This is a genomic window from Pedobacter sp. PACM 27299, assembly GCF_001412655.1.
Lineage (GTDB): Bacteria > Bacteroidota > Bacteroidia > Sphingobacteriales > Sphingobacteriaceae > Pedobacter.
The window spans coordinates 5968542-5985100 of the sequence record NZ_CP012996.1; the positions used below are offsets into that span (position 1 = coordinate 5968542).

The 16559-nt window shown below is 42.2% G+C and carries 13 protein-coding genes and 1 pseudogene; 10 read left to right on the forward strand and 4 right to left on the reverse strand.

Going from position 1 to position 16559, the window contains the following annotated elements; genetic code table 11:
• Positions 1-11: 11 nt before the first annotated feature.
• The 5 genes and pseudogenes from AQ505_RS25155 to AQ505_RS25175 form a co-directional block, all read left to right on the forward strand.
• Positions 12-1232: pseudogene (locus tag AQ505_RS25155) on the forward strand (DEAD/DEAH box helicase); the annotation flags it as partial.
• A 280-nt stretch (positions 1233-1512) separates the two neighbouring features.
• The gene (locus tag AQ505_RS25160; RefSeq protein WP_062550699.1) at positions 1513-2793 is read left to right on the forward strand and encodes a replication-associated recombination protein A; all 1281 of its coding nucleotides are present in this window, start codon (positions 1513-1515) and stop codon (positions 2791-2793) included.
• Position 2794: 1 nt separating this feature from the next.
• Positions 2795-4273, forward strand: coding sequence for a DUF5687 family protein (locus AQ505_RS25165; protein ID WP_062550700.1), 1479 nt, complete (start codon positions 2795-2797; stop codon positions 4271-4273).
• Entirely contained in the window at positions 4270-4968 is a 699-nt protein-coding gene (locus tag AQ505_RS25170) for an ABC transporter ATP-binding protein (protein ID WP_062550701.1), read from the forward strand. The genes AQ505_RS25165 and AQ505_RS25170 overlap by 4 nt, the downstream gene beginning before the upstream one ends.
• Before the next feature lie 182 nt (positions 4969-5150).
• Complete coding sequence (locus AQ505_RS25175) at positions 5151-5831, forward strand: OmpA family protein (protein WP_062550702.1); 681 nt, start codon at positions 5151-5153, stop codon at positions 5829-5831.
• Between the two features lie 81 nt (positions 5832-5912).
• Here AQ505_RS25175 and AQ505_RS25180 read toward each other — a convergent pair whose 3' ends face one another.
• Positions 5913-6275: a hypothetical protein gene (locus AQ505_RS25180; RefSeq protein ID WP_062550703.1), complete on the reverse strand. Its 363-nt coding sequence runs from the start codon at positions 6273-6275 to the stop codon at positions 5913-5915.
• Positions 6276-6442: 167 nt separating this feature from the next.
• On the opposite strand from AQ505_RS25180, the gene AQ505_RS25185 reads away from it, so the two are divergent.
• Both AQ505_RS25185 and AQ505_RS25190 read left to right on the forward strand, forming a co-directional pair.
• Positions 6443-7456 (forward strand): Gfo/Idh/MocA family oxidoreductase, encoded by a 1014-nt coding sequence (locus AQ505_RS25185; RefSeq protein ID WP_062550704.1) that lies wholly within the window; start codon positions 6443-6445, stop codon positions 7454-7456.
• A 3-nt stretch (positions 7457-7459) separates the two neighbouring features.
• Positions 7460-8242, forward strand: coding sequence for a zinc-dependent peptidase (locus tag AQ505_RS25190; RefSeq protein WP_062550705.1), 783 nt, complete (start codon positions 7460-7462; stop codon positions 8240-8242).
• A 21-nt stretch (positions 8243-8263) separates the two neighbouring features.
• Here the strand turns inward: AQ505_RS25190 and AQ505_RS25195 are convergent, their stop codons facing one another.
• Positions 8264-9253: an alpha/beta fold hydrolase gene (locus AQ505_RS25195; protein WP_062550706.1), complete on the reverse strand. Its 990-nt coding sequence runs from the start codon at positions 9251-9253 to the stop codon at positions 8264-8266.
• Positions 9254-9338: 85 nt separating this feature from the next.
• Between AQ505_RS25195 and hutH the strand changes: the two genes are divergently transcribed.
• Positions 9339-10853 (forward strand): histidine ammonia-lyase, encoded by a 1515-nt coding sequence (hutH, locus tag AQ505_RS25200; RefSeq protein ID WP_062551215.1) that lies wholly within the window; start codon positions 9339-9341, stop codon positions 10851-10853.
• A gap of 146 nt (positions 10854-10999) precedes the next feature.
• Here the strand turns inward: hutH and AQ505_RS25205 are convergent, their stop codons facing one another.
• Positions 11000-13303 carry a TonB-dependent receptor gene (locus tag AQ505_RS25205; protein WP_062550707.1) on the reverse strand — a complete coding sequence of 768 codons (2304 nt, stop codon included), beginning with the start codon at positions 13301-13303 and terminating at the stop codon, positions 11000-11002.
• Positions 13304-13677: 374 nt separating this feature from the next.
• Positions 13678-14010 carry a hypothetical protein gene (locus AQ505_RS26535; protein ID WP_157262559.1) on the reverse strand — a complete coding sequence of 111 codons (333 nt, stop codon included), beginning with the start codon at positions 14008-14010 and terminating at the stop codon, positions 13678-13680.
• A gap of 76 nt (positions 14011-14086) precedes the next feature.
• Between AQ505_RS26535 and hutU the strand changes: the two genes are divergently transcribed.
• Positions 14087-15739, forward strand: a complete 1653-nt coding sequence (gene hutU / locus AQ505_RS25210) for a urocanate hydratase (RefSeq protein ID WP_062550708.1) — start codon at positions 14087-14089, stop codon at positions 15737-15739.
• 163 nt (positions 15740-15902) lie between these two features.
• Positions 15903-16556, forward strand: coding sequence for a TetR family transcriptional regulator C-terminal domain-containing protein (locus AQ505_RS25215; RefSeq protein ID WP_062550709.1), 654 nt, complete (start codon positions 15903-15905; stop codon positions 16554-16556).
• Positions 16557-16559: the final 3 nt, after the last annotated feature.

Consider the following 16559-nt stretch of genomic DNA (forward strand, 5'->3'; position numbering starts at 1 on the left):
ATAGAAGTATATTGGATTTCAAAGATTTTAATTTTAACCCTGATTTATTAGAGGGTTTATTAGCCATGGGTTTTCGCAATGCGACTCCCATCCAAACAGCAGCTATTCCGCTAATTCTAGATAAAAAAGATTTAATCGCCTGCGCACAAACAGGTACCGGGAAAACTGGTGCTTACTTGCTGCCGATCATGAACATGATCAGCATGACGGAAAATCGCCATAACAATACCTTGATATTGGCGCCTACCCGTGAGCTGGCACAGCAAATAGATTTACAGGTAGAAGCACTTTCCTATTTCACGAACATCAGTTCCTTAACGGTTTATGGTGGTGGAGATGGGATAGCTTATGAGCAGCAAAAACGCTCTATGCGCGAAGGTGTAGACATCATTATTGCCACTCCGGGACGTTTAATCTCCCACCTTTCCTCAGGATTATTGAAACTGGATCAGTTGCAGCACCTGGTATTGGATGAGGCAGATAGAATGCTGGACATGGGCTTTTATGATGACATCATGCGCATCGTAAGTTTCCTGCCAAAGAAAAGACAAACGGTACTGTTCTCGGCAACTATGCCGCCTAAAATAAGAACGCTTGCGGGCAGATTGCTCCACAACCCGGAACAGATCAGCATTGCCATTTCTAAACCTGCAGCGGGAATTAACCAGCAGGCCTATATGGTTCATGACTCACAGAAAGTAAAATTACTGACGGAATTGATGAAAAATGTAGAGTTTCCAAGCATCTTGATTTTTGCTTCTACGAAGGAAAAAGTAAAAAATCTGGGCAAGGTTTTCCGTGGATTAGGATTCAAAGCAGAAGCATTCCATTCGGATTTAGGTCAGAAAGAACGGGAAGCAATTTTATCAGAGTTCAAGAATAAACGCGTTCCGGTTTTGATTGGGACAGACGTTTTATCTAGAGGAATTGATGTGGAAGGAATTAGTTTGGTGATCAATTTTGATGTCCCTCATGATCCGGAAGATTATATCCACAGGATCGGAAGAACAGCAAGAGCGGCCACTACGGGTACCGCAATTACCCTGGTGAATGAAAAGGACAAGCGCAAATTTGCGAATATTGAAAAACTGATTGACAAGACAATCGACAGAATGCCGCTGCCTGAACATTTTGGAGCAGTTCCGGCAGATGCACCAGAAAGTTCTTCAGAGAAAAAATATGACCGTAAGAAACCACAGCGTAAAGTCTGGGGCAAGAAACCTAAAGGAAAAGGTTCAGGTACTCAAAGGAGTGCTGATGCTACTGCTGGCACCAATGTAAGTTCTGCAGCAGCTGCTGCAAACCAAACGCCTGCAGGAACTGTTGATGTAAATACAAGTTCTGCTGTTGCAAATGCAACTGCGCCTGGGGTAACTAAAAATGCTCCTGCTTCAGAAAACCCAGTTAAAAATCCTTCTGAAACCACTAAAACAACAAGTACGGCCGATACTGCAGCTCCTGTTTCAGGTGATGCAAGTCCGACGAAAGAATAGGAATAAAAACTTACTGACTATGCAAAACCTACCTCCTTTAGCAGAGCGTATGCGCCCTCAAAATCTGGATGAATATGTGGGTCAGCAGCATTTAGTAGGTCCTGATGCTGTATTGCGTAAAGCCATTCAAAGCGGGCAACTCCCATCAATGATTTTTTGGGGCCCGCCGGGTGTTGGGAAAACTACACTTGCTTATATTATATCTCAAACCTTAGACCGCCCCTTTTTTAACCTGAGCGCCATTAATTCCGGTGTAAAAGACATCAGAGACGTGATCGACCGGGCCGCAGCGCTCAAAGACAGCTTCATGGGCCTTCCGATTCTCTTTATCGATGAGATCCACCGTTTCAGCAAATCGCAGCAAGATAGTTTGCTGGGTGCCGTAGAAAGAGGATTGGTGACGCTGATTGGCGCAACCACCGAAAATCCTTCTTTTGAAGTCATCTCCGCTTTATTGTCCCGCTCGCAGGTTTATATTCTAAAATCGCTGAATGAGGAAGAACTTTCCGGCTTACTGCAAACTGCAATTCAGCAGGATAAAGTGCTAAAGGAAAAGAAAATCACCATTAAAGAGCATGAGGCCTTGATTCGTTTATCCGGTGGTGACGCCAGAAAGCTGCTCAACGTCCTCGAAATTGCGATCAATGGTATTGGTGGAGATAAAATTGTGCTGACCAATGAAAATGTATTAAAACATGCCCAGCAAAACCTGGCTTTATATGATAAAGCTGGCGAGCAGCATTATGACATCATTTCTGCCTTTATAAAAAGTATCCGAGGCAGTGATCCCAATGCTGCTGTATATTGGCTTGCCAGGATGATTGAAGGTGGTGAAGATCCTTCTTTTATCGCCAGAAGGTTATTGATCCTGGCTTCAGAAGACATCGGCAATGCCAATCCAAATGCCCTTTTACTGGCCAACAACTGTTTTCAGGCGGTCAATGTAATTGGTTACCCTGAATCCAGGATCATTCTGGCTCAAGCAGTTACCTACATGGCTTCTTCGGCCAAAAGTAATGCGGCCTACGAGGCGATAAATAAAGCTCAGGCCTTGGTGAAACAAACGGGCAATTTGCCAGTCCCATTACATATACGGAATGCCCCTACTAAGCTGATGAAAAATATTGGATACGGTAAAGACTACCAATATGCACATGGTTTTGAAGGTAATTTCTCGGAACAGGAATATTTCCCTGACACCTTGAGCGGCACCAAACTATATGACCCGGGAAAGAATCCTGCGGAAGAAAAACTGAGGGAGAAATTACGTCAAAACTGGAAAAATAAGTACAACTATTAATATGCTATCGACTTTTCTAGACCATCAATGGAAAGCCTTCTGGCGATCAAAAAATAAAGGCGGAACAATTGCAACACAGCTGCTCATCGGATTTGTGGTGATCTATCTGCTGGGGGTGGCCATTTTCCTGGGCATTGGCTTAGAGATATTCATTGCAAAAGCATTCCCTGATAAAGATGTATTTGAAGTTTTCAACGGACTAATTCTTTATTATTTCGCCATGGATTTCCTGATGAGGATGCAATTGCAGGAATTGCCCACGCTGAGTATTGTCCCCTATCTCCATTTGAGGATTCCGAAAAGAAAGATTGTTAATTTCTTAAATATACGGTCGCTATTTTCTGCTTTTAATATCTTACCGCTGTTTTTATTCCTGCCTTTCTGCTTTACCGCAGTGGCTAGTGTATACAGTCCGCTAACGGCCCTGATGTATTTCATGGCTATCATCTCCTTGGTGATCTTTAACAATTATGCCGCCTTATATATCAAAAGACTGAGCATACAGCATTTGAAATTAGTACCAATCACCTTAGCCCTGATTGTTGGACTGGGCTTACTGGAATATTTCAAAGTATTTTCTATTGCGGCAATTTCAAATGCGGTCTTCAATTACATTGCAGATCAGCCTTTCGCCGCATTGGGCTTTACCTTTTTAGCGATAGGAATGTTTTTAGTCAATGCCAGGTACTTGCGCAATAACCTCTATACGGAAGAATTGAGCAGTGCAGAGGCCTTAAAGACCAGCACAGACTATCCTTTTCTGGATCGTTTTGGAAAAGTTGGCACTTATGTGGCATTAGAGATCAAACTTATTCTGAGGAATAAAAGAAGCCGTTCGGCGGTAACCATGAGTCTGCTATTTTTGTTTTACGGTTTCCTTTTTTATAAGAAGGAGCTTCTGGATAAAGACAACCTGAACCTCATGCTTTTCGCTGCTATATTTATGACGGGCAATACCATCAGTATTTATGGACAGTTCATGTTTGGCTGGCAATCGGCACATTTTGATGGCTTGATGGCTAATAAAATCGACATTAAAGACTTTATCCGGGCAAAATTCCTTTTATTCACACTATTCTCCACATTTACCACCTTGGTGGCTTGTTTATATGGGTTCATCAGCTGGAAGATATTGGTGATTCAATTTGCTGCTTATTTTTATAATATAGGGATAGGTACCATTGTGGTCTTATATTTTGCCACTCAAAATTATCGCGCGATGGACCTGACTAAAGGTTCCAGCTTTAACTTCCAGGGTGTTGGTGCTTCCCAATGGATATTGGGATTGCCTTATTTTTTAAGCCCCTACCTGATTGTCCTTCCCTTTTCGCTGAACGGCCATCCTTACTGGGGCTTGCTGGCATTGGGCTTATGCGGTCTTATCGCCTTCCTGACCCAGGAGTTCTGGGTAGATTGTTTAGTGAAAGAGTTCAATAAGAAAAAATATAAAATTGCAGCTGGCTTTAGAGAAAAATCATGATTTTAGAAATTTCAAACTTAAAAAAGACCTACGGTAACCGTACTGTAGTCAATATTGAGTCCCTACAGCTCCATGCCGGGGAAACGGTGGGAATTGTAGGTAACAATGGTGCCGGAAAAACCACGATGTTTAGAATGGCATTAGACCTGATTCGTCCTACGGAAGGAGAAATCCGATCTAAAGGAGAGCTGATCGGCCAAAATGACCAATGGAAAGATTATACCGCTTCCTATCTGGATGAAGGTTTTTTAATTGATTACCTTACAGCTGAAGAATATTTTATGTTTATCGGTGGCCTTCATCAGATGACTGCTGCCCATGTCAATGATTACCTCCAGCAATTTCAAGATTTCTTCAATGGGGAGATCCTGAATAAAGGCAAGTATATCAGAGACTTCTCTAAGGGGAATCAAAATAAAATAGGGATTGCGGCTTCGCTGATGCAAAATCCGGAGCTTTTGATTTTGGATGAGCCTTTTGCCAATCTGGACCCAACTACACAGATCCGGTTGAAAACGCTGATTAAGTCGCTGAAATCGGAACGTCAGATGGCCACCCTGATTTCCAGTCATGATTTAAACCATGTCACTGACGTATGTGACAGGATCATCTTAATGGAAAAAGGACTGATTATCAAAGACCTGCAGACTACGGCCAACACTTTGATGGAACTGGAAGCCTATTTTGCAGAATAGTAAAAAGTATTGTACAGAATTATAGTCAGTCTTCCGACCAGTTTTTACCTATTTTCAGCGCCTGCGCCTCATTTTTACACGAGATTAAGCTGTTAAATTATTTCTATGACACAATAATTTTACAAAACACGAATTTGGCATTACGTTTGATTAACGCACTGGGTAAAATAAAATATAAAACTATGGTTACTTCAAAATTTAAAATAGCAGCATTTAGTATCGCTTTAGCTATGGGTGCAATGACATTCCAAGGCTGCGATAGCTTAACTAAAACACAAAAAGGCGCAGGTATCGGTGCTACTGCAGGTGGTGTTCTAGGTGCTATTATCGGAAAAAAAGCGGGTAACACTGCTGTTGGGGCTATCATTGGTGCTGCTGTTGGTGGTACTGCAGGTGGATTTATTGGAAAAAGAATGGACAAACAAGCAGCAGAGATTCAAACTGCAATCCCAAATGCTGAAGTAATCCGTGAAGGTGAAGGTATTATCGTGAAGTTTGATAGTGGTATTCTTTTTGGATTCGACAAATCTGACTTAACTGCAGCGGCAAAAACAAACGTACAATCATTAGCGGCTTCACTTACTAAATATCCAGGAACGGACATTAAGGTAATTGGCCACACTGATAACGTAGGAAAAGAAGCTTATAACATGGCCCTTTCTGAAAGAAGAGCAGCAGCTGTTAAAGCTTATGCGGTTTCTCAAGGTGTTCCTGCATCACGTTTAATTACCATTGGAAAAGGAATGTCTGAGCCAATTGCTGACAACACTACTGAAGCTGGAAGGGCTGCCAACCGTAGAGTTGAGGTTGTAATCGTTGCAAACGATCAATTGAAACAACAAGCTACACAACAAGGCAAATAATACGCACATTTACATCTACCTATAAAAACAAAAACCCGTCGTACTTTAGTACTTCGGGTTTTTTATGTGATCAGATTTTTATTAAACTTCTGGTTGCTCTGTACCGTAGATATCTTCAAAATAATGTATCGTTAACGATTTTAGCAGTAATTCCTGCTCCATCATTGCGAATGAAGGAACGGGTTTAATCAGCTTCCAATGCGGCCATCCATCCTGGTCTAATCCTTCCAGTTCATAGAAGCCCATTTCACTCAGTAAACGGCAGGTTGCAATGTGCATTAACTCCTCCTTTTGACGTTTACTGTACTTGCCAGGTCCTTTGCCTAACTCCTGCACACCGATTAAAAACAACATCACCTTTAAATCGGGCACATCAGAATCAAACTCCTTAGCGATCTTTTGTTGCAAAATTTTCCATTTCGCATGTGTTTCTGCAGGTTTCATGGAGCAAAGATACAAATAAGCCCTTCGACTTATGACAATAATATTAAGGGTTTAGTCGGGCGTTTTACTATTTTAGCCTAATCACACTTTTAAATAAAAAAGAGAATTTTAAACCTAGTGGATCCCATCACCGGTGTTTCATAAACCTTGAAAAAAATATATACCTCATGGAAAAAACAATTATAACGGGTCTGATGGCCTACGGAATGTCTGGTAAAGTATTCCATGCGCCATTTGTACATGCCCATCCCGGTTTTAAATTACATGCCCTAACCGAAAGAAATCAGAAGAATGCCGCAGCAGATTATCCCGGAATCATCAGCTACGATACCATTGAGGATTTACTGACAGATGAAAAGATTGAACTGATCATTATCAATACGCCCAACAATACCCATTACGACTATGCGAAAAGAGCCTTGCAGGCAGGAAAACATATTCTGGTAGAGAAGCCGTTTACCGCCACTGCTGAGCAGGCAAAAGAGGTACTTGCCCTGGCAAAAGAATTGGATAAGAAAGTGCTTTTTTACCAAAACAGAAGGTGGGACAGTGATTTCAGGGCCGTTCGTGAAGTGATAGAAAGTGGAAAGCTAGGTAAATTGAGTGAAGTACATTTCCGTTACGACAGGTATCGTTCTACGATCGGCGTAAAAAGTTTTAAAGAAGAGCCGGTTGCTGCCAGTGGATTGATGTACGACCTGGGTCCGCATTTACTGGATCAGGCTTTGAGTATTTTCGGTAAACCGGAATCATTTCATAAGATACTGGGTAAAAACCGCGTAAATACACAGGTAGACGATTACTTTTCTATCCATTTGAGTTATGCAGATAGTGTCAATGTATTTGTTCATTCCAACATGATGGTGGTAGAGGCTTTGCCTGCATTTGTGATCAACGGAACCAATGGTTCATTGCATAAGGTAAGAGCGGACGCACAGGAAGCCCAATTACTGGCAGGAATGAAACTAGATGACCCTGCTTATGGAATTGAAGCTCCCGGAACGGAAGGTAAATTGTATTTACTGGATGCCGATGGAAAAAAAACAACACATATTATTCCTGCTTTACCGGGAAGCTACCTGCCATTGTTTGAAGCGGTTTATCAGACAATCATAAATGAGCAGCCTTATCCGGTAACTGAAGAGCAGGTGATCACACAACTGGAAATATTGGAGGCTTAACCCATGCAGGCATTTTTCATACTGATCCCTATTTTGCTGTTGGTTTTCTATTTTATCTTTAGAAAAGACAGCCGCCACAACTATGTCAACTTAAGTGAGGAAGACAAGCAGATGCTCTTCCAGCATGTGGTTTACTACCAGCACCTGACGGTAGAAGACCGTCTGCGCTTTGAGCAAAAAATTTCTGCTTTTCTGGCTGAGGTAAAAATTGAGGGTGTAGGCACTCCGGTGACTGTGCTTGATAAGTTATTGATTGCTTCCAGTGCGGTAATTCCTGTATTTGGTTTTGAGGACTGGCATTACCGCAACCTGACCAATGTATTACTGTATCCAGATACTTTTAATGAGGACTTTCAATATGAAGGCGGTCAGCGGAATATCCTGGGCATGGTAGGCTCTGGCTATATGAACGGTCAGATGATTTTATCCAGAGCGGCCTTGATCAAAGGTTTTTCCAATGCTGCTGATAAAGAAAACACGGCCATTCATGAATTTGTGCACTTGCTGGACAAGTCGGACGGCGCAACCGATGGGGTTCCCGAAAACCTGATGAAACATGAATATGTGGTGCCATGGATTCGGATGATCCACGAGGAAATGAAAAGAATTGAGAAAGGAAAATCAGACATTAACCCTTATGCCATCACAAATGAGGCGGAGTTTTTTGCGGTAGTGTCTGAATATTTCTTTGAGAAACCAGATCAGTTTAAGTCGAAACACCCGGAACTATATGATAGCTTAGCCGGAATATTCTCGCAGGATCTGGCAGCAGACAAGCATTCCTAGTCTGCTGAAGGGCATTCTTCTTTATAGACTGCCCAATAATGCCACATTGAATTCTGTGGGTACTTCTATATGCGGAATGTGCCCACAACCTTCAAATTCCACAATCTTTGCTCCTGGAATTTTAGCTGCAGTCTGCTTGCCTAAAAGACGATATTGGCCATGTATAGCCTGCTGATCAAGGCTTAACAAACCTTTTCCAACAATAGTTTTGTCTTCTTTTCCAATAAATAGAATCGTAGGTACACGAACATTGAAAAATTCATGAACTACTGGTTGTTCGTAGATCATGGTATAAGTCATGGCGTTTACTTTGGCCAGTCTCGGGAAATCTGCACTTTTTGTCATGCCTCCTGCGATGTTCACCAATTCGTCGTATTCTGGCTTCCATACGGTGAAGTAGGAGGTTTGATAATATTTTTTAACGCTTTCTGCAGTTGCTTTTAGTTCCGTCTGGTATTGCTGATCAGTACTCACATAAGGTACAAAATTGCGGTAATCTTCTAAACCTATCGGATTTTCCAATAAAAGTTTTTCGGTACTTTCCGGATACATCAATGCAAAGCGGGTAGCCAGTATCCCCCCCATAGAATGACCAAGGATATTTGCTTTTTGGATGCCTAAAGTGTCCAGCAATTGCTTATTCCAGCGTGCCAGCTGATGAAAGCTGTAGTGAATAAAGGCTTTAGAAGATCTGCCGAAGCCGATCTGATCCGGCACCACTACTCTAAATCCGCGGTCAGTTAATGCTTTTATAGTGCCTCCCCAATAATATCCGCCAAAGTTTTTACCATGAAGTAGGACTACTGTTCTGCCATTGGCTTTCCCTACTGGTGCGACATCCATGTAGGCCATATTTAAATCCTGACCTTCGGTATGGATTCTGTAATACTTAACTGGATAAGGATATTTAACGTTTTCTAAGGTAATAGATAGGGTATCGGCTTGCTGTGCCAAAGTCGCTGTGGCACTGAAAAGCAGACACAGGTAAAGGGCAACTTTCTTATAAAACATAATGCTGGTTTTAGGAAAAACAATAATAGGAACTGAAAGTTCTAAACTTAAGCATTATTTATATTTTTGGGGAAATATAAAATGTATGAGCAGTCACCAAATAGGTTTGGAGCGGTTAACTATGGATCAGATTTCCAGGATCATCGCAGAAAAACAATTGCTGCAATTATCCGATGCAGCGCTTCAGAAAGTAGAAAAATGCAGGACTTACCTGGACGATAAGTTAAAGCGTCATGAAGGGCCTATTTATGGGATAAATACGGGATTCGGTTATTTGCAAAATGTAGAAATTGAATCGGAAAAACTCTCTCAGCTACAGCACAACCTACTTTTATCCCATGCCTGCGGTACCGGCGAAGAGGTTGCTCCGGAGATCATCCGCTTAATGCTGCTGTTAAAAATCCAATCTTTAAGTTATGGGCATTCGGCCATCGCTTTGCCTACCGTTTTACGTTTGGTTGATTTTTACAACCATGATATTTTACCGGTGATTTATACCCAAGGTTCTTTAGGGGCCTCCGGCGACCTGGCTCCCCTTGCACATCTCGCCTTACCGCTGATCGGTGAAGGGATAGTTTGGTATGAAGGAAAGAAAATACCGGCTTCAAGCCTCTATGAAAAATCTTCCCATCTACATCAGAAATTAGGATGGGAACCTTTAAAGTTACAATCAAAGGAAGGCCTGGCATTGATCAACGGAACGCAGTTTATGAGTGCTTACGGTGTATTCTGCTTATTAAAATCTCAAAATCTGATGAATTGGGCAGACGCGATTGCCGCGATGTCTATAGACGGCTTTGACTGCAGAATCGATCCTTTTGAAACATTCAGCCATGTGATTCGTCCGCATGCAGGACAAGTACACACCGCCGCACAGATCAGCAAATGGCTTTCTGGAAGCGAGCTGATTACCCGTTCTGGCAAGCAAACACAAGATCCTTATTCTTTCCGCTGTGTGCCTCAGGTGCATGGTGCAAGTAAGGACAGTATCCATTATATCCAGTCGGTATTTGAAACGGAGATCAATTCCGTGACCGATAATCCGAATGTTTTTCCGGAAGAAGACCGGATTATTTCTGCAGGGAATTTCCATGGACAGCCATTGGCTTTAACGCTGGATTTCCTGTGTATCGCTTTGGCAGAATTAGGGTCAATCTCTGAAAGAAGGACATTTCAATTGATTTCCGGACAAAGGGGCTTACCGCCTTTCCTGGTGAAAAATGCAGGACTAAACTCCGGGTTAATGATTACCCAATACACCGCCGCTTCCATCGCCAGTGAAAATAAACAGTTGTGTACGCCAGCATCGGTAGACAGTATTGTGTCTAGTAATGGTCAGGAAGACCATGTCAGTATGGGTGCAAATGCCGCTACCAAGTGTTTAAGGGTAGTGAATAACCTGGAAAGAATTTTGGCAATAGAACTGCTGACCGCAGCGCAGGCTTTGGATTTAAGGAAACCCTTACGTTCTTCTGAGCTGATAGAAAATCTGGTTGCTGAATATAGGAAAGTGGTGTCTTTTAATGAAGCAGATCGCTTGCTGGCAAAAGATATTGCCGCTTCTGTGGGTTTCTTGAATACAGCGTCTGGTTTATGCTAAGTTGCAGATTTAGATGCTGCTGAATTAAGAATAGCTACCCCCATACGGATTGTTTTTATATAAAAATCCCCCAATAGTAAATACTATTGGGGGATTTCACAGGATATCTCTATCCTCTGATTTTACGGTTTAAGCCAGGCCTACATCTACAAGAAAGGCACGCTGACACCGAAAGTCACATTTCTTCCGGTATTGTAAATTCCTTCCATTTTATACCTGCTCAGGTGGTTAAAATACTTTTTATCCAATAGATTTTGTCCGGTTACCCAAAGATTAAATTTACCTTTTTTAGTATTGATCGCCGTTCCGATTCCTGCATCTAACAAAGTATATCCATCCGTTTGAGTTTCAAAACTATCAAAACGTGCCTGTTTCAATACATTGGTTAATCCAACTTTCACATAGGTGCCGGAAAGGCCTTTGATAGTTGGTTCAAAGCGCAATTCATTGTTGATCGACGCTGCCGGGATAAAAGGTAAAGGCTGATCATCTGCACGGTTTGTTCCTTTCACATAAGCGAAAGAGTTTTCAAAGTGCAGGGATTTGATCAGGTGAAAATCCATCGAGGCTTCTCCCCCGATCAGGTCTGCATTGGTTTGCACAAAACGATACACTGGTAAAGTTGCAGTCATGCCGTTTCCGTCGCTTACACCTGTGGTTTCATTGTTGAAATTCCCCGCGTAGATGTAGTTATAAATGCGGTTGGCATAGGCATTTAATCCGAAAGTAACCGAATTAGCCGTGTATTCCAGTCCGAGGTCAAACTGTAGACTAGTTTCCTGTTTTAGGTTTGAATTCCCGATCTCATATCTGAATGTTCCTTCATGGCGACCGTTAGCTGCCAATTCTGCAATATTTGGAGCGCGGAATCCTGACCCTGCATTTCCTTTCAACACCAGGTTTTTAGCCACTTCATACGCGAAACCCAATGATCCGGAAACATTAGAAAATTGATTGTGGAAAGCGGTAAATAAAGGTTCTCCATCCACTGCCAGTGCTTCTCCGTTTATTTTTTTATAATCGTAACGTGCACCAATATTAAAGGCACCTTTTTCGAAATTACGTTTCAAGTACACAAAAGCACCGATGTTATTGCTGTTATAATCAGGGATCAAAAACTCATCGCCTTTGTTTACGTTGTTCTGATACATGCCTTGAACACCGATCGCAGGCTCCCATTTCCCAGCATTTGGGAAATAATATTTCACATCATAAGTATAAGAGTTCAGGTTTAAATTCAACCCTGGTTCAGTCGCGCTTTCTTCAAATTCCTTCCTGATATTGCGTTGAAAGGCGAAAGTTGTTTTCAACTGCCCAGAACCCAGGATAAAATTACTGTTTAATGCAGCGCGGTAATGGTTGATATTTTGAAAAGGCAGTCCTAATCTGCGCTCTTGTGCTTCGGCTTTAGAGATCACTTCGCCTTCGTCATTTACATATTGACCATCTTCATTCGGTCCATGTTCTACTAAACCAATATTGGTTTGGAAACGGGAGAAAGTCAGGTGAGAATATCCCCAGCTCTTATTTAAACCCACCATACCATTTAAATTGAATTCGTTAAATCCGGAATTCGGCACTACCGCATCTTTATAAGCAAAGCCGTAGGCATTTTTATAAGAAGCTCGGCCTCGATATACGAAACCATTGTCATTGCCCTGAAGCATCAATGAGGAAGCGCTTAATCCATTGTTGGTCGCATAGGAAGTGGTGAAATTACCGTTAAAAGTACCAGGAGGAGGGACTAAATCATCAATAATATTGATTACACCACCCAATGCATCAGATCCGTAAAGCAAACTTGCGGGACCTTTTAAGATTTCTACCCTTGCTGCAGAGAACTGATCGACTTCAATACCGTGTTCATCGCCCCATTGCTGTGCTTCTTCTCTTGCGCCATCTACCATGGTCAATACCCGGTTGTATCCTAAACCCCGAATGGTCGGTTTAGAAATCGCACCGCCAGTACTCACCTGAGAAATTCCAGGAACCTTTGAAATGGCATCTACTAAATTTGTGCCGCCGGCCTGTGCCAGCTTATCTTTTCCTACCGTCACTACGGATAAGCTATTGGTTTTGTTGTTGGCACTAAATGGCGATCCGGTGATGACCACTTCCGCACTTTCTATAGCGGAAGGCTCCATAGCGATATCTAGCTTGTTCAAGCTGCCAAGATCTACGATTTGCGAAAAGGTTTTATAACCTACAAAGCGAACTTCCAATAGGAACCGTCCTTTTGAAGGGATATTTTTCAGGATAAATTCTCCGTTTGCATTCGTACTGGTGACTGCTTTTAAGTCGCTGATGTAGACTGTAGCCCCAACCAGTGGCTCTTTATTGTCGGCATCAGTTACTTTACCTTTAAATTCTGCCAATCCTCCGGCAGCATAAGAAGGAATTGAAAATAAGGTATATAATAAGACCATTAATACCAGATGTATCTTTTTCATGTGTATGTGTTTATATCGATAATTTGCTGGGCAAAATCATCGCGTTGGCCAAAGCCAATTAGCTGTAAAATGTGAAATTGAGTAATTGCGGCTGAAATCAGCCTTCCCCCCTGGGTTAAATACATCGTTTGATTTCTGGATCGAAATACGGTTAATTACCTGTTTCATAAAAGTGAAACTCTGCTATGAAAGCTAAAAGACAGCCATATAAAATGATCAGTCTGACTTACAATCGCGTAAACTGTTAGCAGTTAGCAGTTAGCAGTTAGCAGTTAGCAGTTAGCAGTTAGCAAAAATCGATAATACATAGATAGTACAGATATATCTCTTGGTAAAAAGGCATACGATCCCGTATTTTCAGGGCAATGAAGAGATTAGGCGATTGGAGGCCCCCGAAGTGAGGTACTGATCAGCGCTGTATACGCACCGGTTAGTAAGGCGTAATACTTAATTACAGGTCTGGTTTCCAGGTAAACATGAAATTGAGTTTGTTCCTGAAGGTAGTTTTTCTCGAAATGTGCCGCACAAACCAAACAGGTTTCTACATGACTGCCCACATGTAATTTATGGGTACATATTTTTTCATTTTGGCAAAGCACTTCTTCCTCATGGTGATGAAGGGCGCTAAATGGAGTCAAAGCTATCGCAAATACCCAAAGCAATGCTATGGATATGATTTTATGGATATGTTGCTGACGCGTTTTCAATTTCGAATGCTAAAGTACGCAATCTCACATAATTACATACATTTGTTTTATAACATTGCCCTTACATGACCGCATAATGGATATAAGTTTAGATTTAAGTAAAAGACAAACCCCAACCGGAAATACATTGACTTGTAAAGGATGGGTGCAGGAAGCTGCATTAAGAATGCTGTTGAACAACCTCGATCCCGATGTAGCCGAGCGACCCGAAGAGCTGATCGTATATGGTGGTCGTGGAAAAGCTGCCAGGAATAAGGAAGCTTTAGCACTGATCATTAAAGCCCTTCAGAATTTAGAAGACACGGAAACTTTGTTGATCCAATCAGGAAAACCTGTTGGTGTTTTACCCACGCATAAAGATGCGCCAAGAGTATTGATTTCTAACTCTCAGCTGGTTCCAAAATGGGCTACACAGCAGCATTTTGACGAGCTGGAGGACAAAGGACTGATGATGTACGGACAGATGACTGCAGGATCCTGGATTTATATTGGCTCCCAGGGCATCGTTCAGGGAACGTATGAAACTTACGCCGCATTGGCACGCAAACATTTCAATAGTAACCTGAAGGGTACGCTGAACGTAACCGCCGGATTAGGTGGTATGGGCGGAGCTCAGCCATTAGCCATTACTATGAATCAGGGCGTATGCCTGGCCGCAGATGTTGAGGAATGGCGCATCCAAAAACGTCTGGAAACACGTTACATCGACGAAATTGAGCATGATATCGATACGGCTATCGACAAAGCCTTACAGTATAAAAAGGAAGGAAAAGCGATTTCTATTGGCGTCGTTTGTAATGCGGTAGATCTACTACAGCGACTGATCGACCGCCATATTACGCCAGATACACTAACGGACCAGACTTCTGCACATGACCCCTTGATTGGCTATTTCCCGGAAGGATTAACCGTGGAAGGAGCCAATGAATTGCGCAAAGCAGCTCCCGAAACTTATGTGAAACGGAGTTATGAAACGATGGCTAAGCATGTCCGTCAGATGTTGCAACTGCAAAATCGCGGTGCCATCACTTTCGACTATGGCAATAACCTGCGTGGAAGGGCATTGGAGGCAGGAGTAGAAAATGCATTTGACTTCCCTGGATTTGTACCTGCCTATATCCGTCCCTTGTTTTGCGAAGGAAAAGGACCTTTCCGATGGGCTGCATTAAGTGGCGACCCGCAGGATATCTATGAAACTGACAAATTAATTCTTGAGCTTTTCCCTGAAAATGAAAGTCTGAAACAATGGATTACCATGGCTCAGGAACGCATTGCCTTTCAAGGATTGCCGGCAAGAATTTGCTGGCTTGGACAAGGAGAAAGAGAAAAGGCAGGACTTGCATTCAATAAATTAGTAGCTGATGGCAAGGTAAAAGCGCCATTAGTGATTGGAAGGGACCATTTAGACACTGGATCTGTGGCTTCTCCAAACCGAGAAACCGAGGCGATGCTGGATGGTTCAGATGCGGTGGCCGACTGGCCGATTCTAAATGCACTGATCAACACTGCTGGTGGGGCAAGCTGGGTTTCTCTGCACCATGGTGGTGGTGTAGGCATCGGGTATTCCATCCATGCAGGTATGGTGATCGTTGCCGATGGCACGGAAGATGCCGCGATCAGAATCAAGCGCGTGCTTCATAATGATCCTGCTATGGGCGTAATCAGACATGCAGATGCAGGTTATGACATTGCAAAAGATACGTTAAGAAAACATCGACTGGGTTTATAAGGTCTATTGCTTGTCTTTCCAAAATTGCTTTGTCTGTCAGTAAAAAACCTTGTCTTTTGTTTTGTCCTATATTTTTATTACAAAACCATGATCGAATAATCAGCTAAATTAGGTGGTTTGCGAAACTAAGCAGACCCCTTTAACGTTTATTAAATAAAAAGAAATGGCAACTGCTCAGCAAATCAAAAACGGATACCTGGATTACGTTCTTCTCAATGGTGAAAAACCAGCATCAGTATATAGTTTCGTTAAGAAATTAAAGATTGCGGAAGCAGATTTTTATGACTTCTACCCTTCTTTTGAAAGTATTGAAAAGAACCTATGGGTAGAGCTTACCCTCGAAACCATCCAGGCGATTGAGGCACAGGAAGTCTGGAGTCAGTATTCTTCAAGAGAGAAAATCCTTTCCTTCTTCTACAGCTATGTAGAAGTTTTAAAAAAACACCGAAGTTTCATCATATATAGCTTAAGGACTCACAAAAATAAATTTGGTACTCCAGAAGTTTTATCTGGCGTAAGGCCAATTTTTGAGAACTTCGCAGAAGGCGTCATCAATGAAGGATTGGATAGTGGAGAATTGGCCAACCGTAAATTTTTAAGCAAACGCTATAAAGATGCAGTATGGGTACAATTTGGCTTTATCGTTAACTTCTGGACTACTGATGACAGTGCTGGATTTGAAAAAACTGATGAGGTGATTGAAAAAGGCGTTAATGTAACATTCGACCTGTTTGAGCGCTCTCCGCTAGATAACCTCCTGGAATACGGGAAGTTTCTTTCCAGAAATGGAAACTTTAAAGATAAGATGGGACTATAAAAT

What these genes read in the sequence shown, in the direction of transcription:
- hutU (WP_062550708.1), top strand. Translation starts at nt 14,087, where the DNA reads ATGGATATAAGTTTAGATTTAAGTAAAAGACAAACCCCAACCGGAAAT.
- AQ505_RS25185 (WP_062550704.1), top strand. Translation starts at nt 6,443, where the DNA reads ATGGAAAAAACAATTATAACGGGTCTGATGGCCTACGGAATGTCTGGT.
- AQ505_RS25215 (WP_062550709.1), top strand. Translation starts at nt 15,903, where the DNA reads ATGGCAACTGCTCAGCAAATCAAAAACGGATACCTGGATTACGTTCTT.
- AQ505_RS25205 (WP_062550707.1), bottom strand. Translation starts at nt 13,303, where the DNA reads ATGAAAAAGATACATCTGGTATTAATGGTCTTATTATATACCTTATTT.
- AQ505_RS25180 (WP_062550703.1), bottom strand. Translation starts at nt 6,275, where the DNA reads ATGAAACCTGCAGAAACACATGCGAAATGGAAAATTTTGCAACAAAAG.
- AQ505_RS25190 (WP_062550705.1), top strand. Translation starts at nt 7,460, where the DNA reads ATGCAGGCATTTTTCATACTGATCCCTATTTTGCTGTTGGTTTTCTAT.
- AQ505_RS25160 (WP_062550699.1), top strand. Translation starts at nt 1,513, where the DNA reads ATGCAAAACCTACCTCCTTTAGCAGAGCGTATGCGCCCTCAAAATCTG.
- AQ505_RS25175 (WP_062550702.1), top strand. Translation starts at nt 5,151, where the DNA reads ATGGTTACTTCAAAATTTAAAATAGCAGCATTTAGTATCGCTTTAGCT.
- AQ505_RS25165 (WP_062550700.1), top strand. Translation starts at nt 2,795, where the DNA reads ATGCTATCGACTTTTCTAGACCATCAATGGAAAGCCTTCTGGCGATCA.
- hutH (WP_062551215.1), top strand. Translation starts at nt 9,339, where the DNA reads ATGAGCAGTCACCAAATAGGTTTGGAGCGGTTAACTATGGATCAGATT.
- AQ505_RS25195 (WP_062550706.1), bottom strand. Translation starts at nt 9,253, where the DNA reads ATGTTTTATAAGAAAGTTGCCCTTTACCTGTGTCTGCTTTTCAGTGCC.
- AQ505_RS25170 (WP_062550701.1), top strand. Translation starts at nt 4,270, where the DNA reads ATGATTTTAGAAATTTCAAACTTAAAAAAGACCTACGGTAACCGTACT.